The organism is Mesorhizobium sp. M1E.F.Ca.ET.041.01.1.1 (assembly GCF_003997355.1).
GTDB lineage: Bacteria > Pseudomonadota > Alphaproteobacteria > Rhizobiales > Rhizobiaceae > Mesorhizobium.
Map to the genome: position 1 here is coordinate 1 of NZ_RZSL01000745.1, position 2,523 is coordinate 2,523.

Here is a 2,523-nt window from a genome sequence, read left to right on the forward strand (position 1 = left end):
TTCAGGACACCGACCATTTTCGCATGATGCGCGACTTCTGCAGCGATCCGGCTGCCTTTCTCGCCGAAGCGCTGTATGAGGACGAGCCATGAATCACGACGCCTACGACAACAGCTATATCGCCGGGATCCTGAACTCGGTGAAGACCATCGCCATGGTCGGCGCCTCGCCCAACGATGTGCGCCCAAGCTACTTCGTGTTGAAATACCTGCTCTCCAAGGGATTCTCGGTGCTCCCGATCAATCCCGGCCATGCCGGCAAGCAGATACTCGGGCAGACGGTCTATGCCAGCCTGGCCGACCTGCCGCAGCCGATCGACATGGTCGATATTTTTCGCGGCTCGGCGGCGGTGCCGGGCATCGTTGACCAGATCCTGCATCTCGATCCCTTGCCGAAGGTCGTCTGGATGCAGCTTGGCGTGCGCCATGACGAGGCCGCGGCCCGCGCCGAGGCCGCAGGCATCAAGGTGGTGATGAACCGATGCCCGAAGATCGAATATGGCAAGCTGTCGGGCGAGATCGGTTGGACCGGCGTCAATTCCGGCGTGCTGTCGTCGAAGAAGCCCGTGATGCGGCAGGGCTTCCAGAGCTTCGGCGTGCGGCAGAAATAGACAGGCTACCGGCCGCGCAAAATTATTCCGGGAAGTGATGGATTTTTCCGGACGTTCGCCGCAGATCGCACGCCGAAAGGTATTTTCTTCTTTGCATTCGCCGCCACGCTTCGCCAAGAATGCCCGGCGATTTTCGAAAGGTTTAGAGAGGGAGGCTTAGATGACCCGTACACCCGGTTTCAACACGCTCGCCGTTCATGCCGGCGCCAAGCCGGATCCGGCGACCGGCGCGCGCGCCACGCCGATCTACCAGACCACCTCCTACGTCTTCGACGACGCCGACCACGCCGCCTCGCTGTTTGGGCTGAAGGCCTTCGGCAACATCTACACCCGCATCATGAACCCGACTCAAGCCGTTCTTGAGGAACGCCTTGCCGCGCTCGAAGGCGGCACGGCGGCGCTTGCCGTCGCTTCGGGCCACGCCGCCCAGGTGCTCGTCTTCCACAATCTGATGCGCCCCGGCGAAAATTTCATCGCCGCGACGAAGCTTTATGGCGGCTCGATCAACCAATTTGGCCACGCCTTCAAGAATTTCGACTGGCAGGTGCGCTGGGCCGACACCAACGACATCTCGACCTTCGAGAGCCAGATCGATGACAAGACAAAGGCGATCTTCATCGAGAGCCTCGCAAATCCCGGCGGTATCTTCGTCGACATCGAGAAGATCGGTGACATCGCCCGCAGGCACGGCCTGCCGCTGATCGTCGACAACACGCTGGCCTCGCCCTATCTGGTGCGGCCGATCGAACACGGCGCCGACATCGTCGTGCATTCGCTGACCAAATTCATCGGCGGCCATGGCAATTCGATCGGCGGCGCCATCGTCGATGGCGGCACCTTCGACTGGTCGAAGTCGGGCAAGTACCCGATGCTGTCCGAGCCGCGCCCCGAATATGGTGGCCTCGTGCTGCACGAGACCTTCGGCAATTTTGCCTTCGCCATCGCCGCCCGCGTCCTCGGCCTTCGCGACATCGGCCCGGCGATCTCGCCCTTCAACGCCTTCCTGATCCTGACCGGCCTTGAAACGCTGCCGCTGCGCATGCAGCGCCATTGCGACAACGCAGTGAGCGTCGCAGCCTGGCTTTCGAACCATCCGAAAGTCGCCTGGGTGAACTATCCCGGACTGCCGAGCGATAAGAACAACGCGCTGCAGAAGAAATATTCGCCGCAGGGCGCTGGTGCTGTCTTCACCTTCGGCCTCAAGGGCGGCTACGAGGCCGGCGTCAAGTTCGTCGAGGCGCTGGAGCTGTTCTCGCACCTGGCCAATGTCGGCGACACCAAGTCGCTGGTCATCCATCCGGCCTCGACCACGCACCGCCAGCTTTCCGACGAGCAGAAGATCAAGGCCGGAGCCGGACCGGACACGGTTCGCCTTTCGGTCGGCATCGAGGATGTCAACGACATCGTTGCCGACCTGGAACAGGCGCTCGGCAAGGTCTGATCGCGATGTCGGCCTTTCTTGCGGTCAAAGCCGATAACGTCGAACCGGAGGCCGGCGCGCCGGCCCCGGATCGCGTGATCTCGGGCGACCCGAAATTCCGCACCTGGAACGTCGAGGAGCGGGACGGCGGCCTCTATGCCGGGATCTGGGAAGCGACGCCCGGCAAGTGGCGCATCGTCTATGACGAATGGGAATTCTGCCACATCCTGTCCGGCGTTTCGGTCATCGCCGAGGACGGCGGCGAGGCGCGCACGGTCAAGGCCGGCGACAGTTTCGTGCTGCGGCCGGGCTTCAAAGGCACCTGGGAGGTGCTGGAGACGACGCGGAAGGAATATGTGATCCGGCTTTGAAGCGCCTCCGGTTCCTGTGTTGAATACGTTCAAGATTGGCCGAGGCGTTTATCGTTTCGTCATCCACGGGCGGAGCAAGGAGCGTAGCGACGCAGCGCAGACCCGAGGATCCATTCCATGAC

At 62.2% G+C, this 2,523-nt stretch carries 3 protein-coding genes and 1 pseudogene; all 4 read left to right on the forward strand.

Going from position 1 to position 2,523, the window contains the following annotated elements:
- A pseudogene (locus EOA38_RS41175) lies at window positions 1–92 on the forward strand (ATP-binding protein); the annotation flags it as partial.
- Window positions 89–610, forward strand: a complete 522-nt coding sequence (locus EOA38_RS33480) for a CoA-binding protein (protein WP_127301243.1) — start codon at window positions 89–91, stop codon at window positions 608–610. The pseudogene EOA38_RS41175 and the gene EOA38_RS33480, both read left to right, overlap by 4 nt.
- Window positions 611–770: 160 nt before the next feature.
- Window positions 771–2,051: an O-acetylhomoserine aminocarboxypropyltransferase gene (locus EOA38_RS33485; protein ID WP_127301244.1), complete on the forward strand. Its 1,281-nt coding sequence runs from the start codon at window positions 771–773 to the stop codon at window positions 2,049–2,051.
- 5 nt (window positions 2,052–2,056) lie between these two features.
- Window positions 2,057–2,401: a cupin domain-containing protein gene (locus EOA38_RS33490; RefSeq protein ID WP_189435100.1), complete on the forward strand. Its 345-nt coding sequence runs from the start codon at window positions 2,057–2,059 to the stop codon at window positions 2,399–2,401.
- Window positions 2,402–2,523 lie beyond the last annotated feature (122 nt).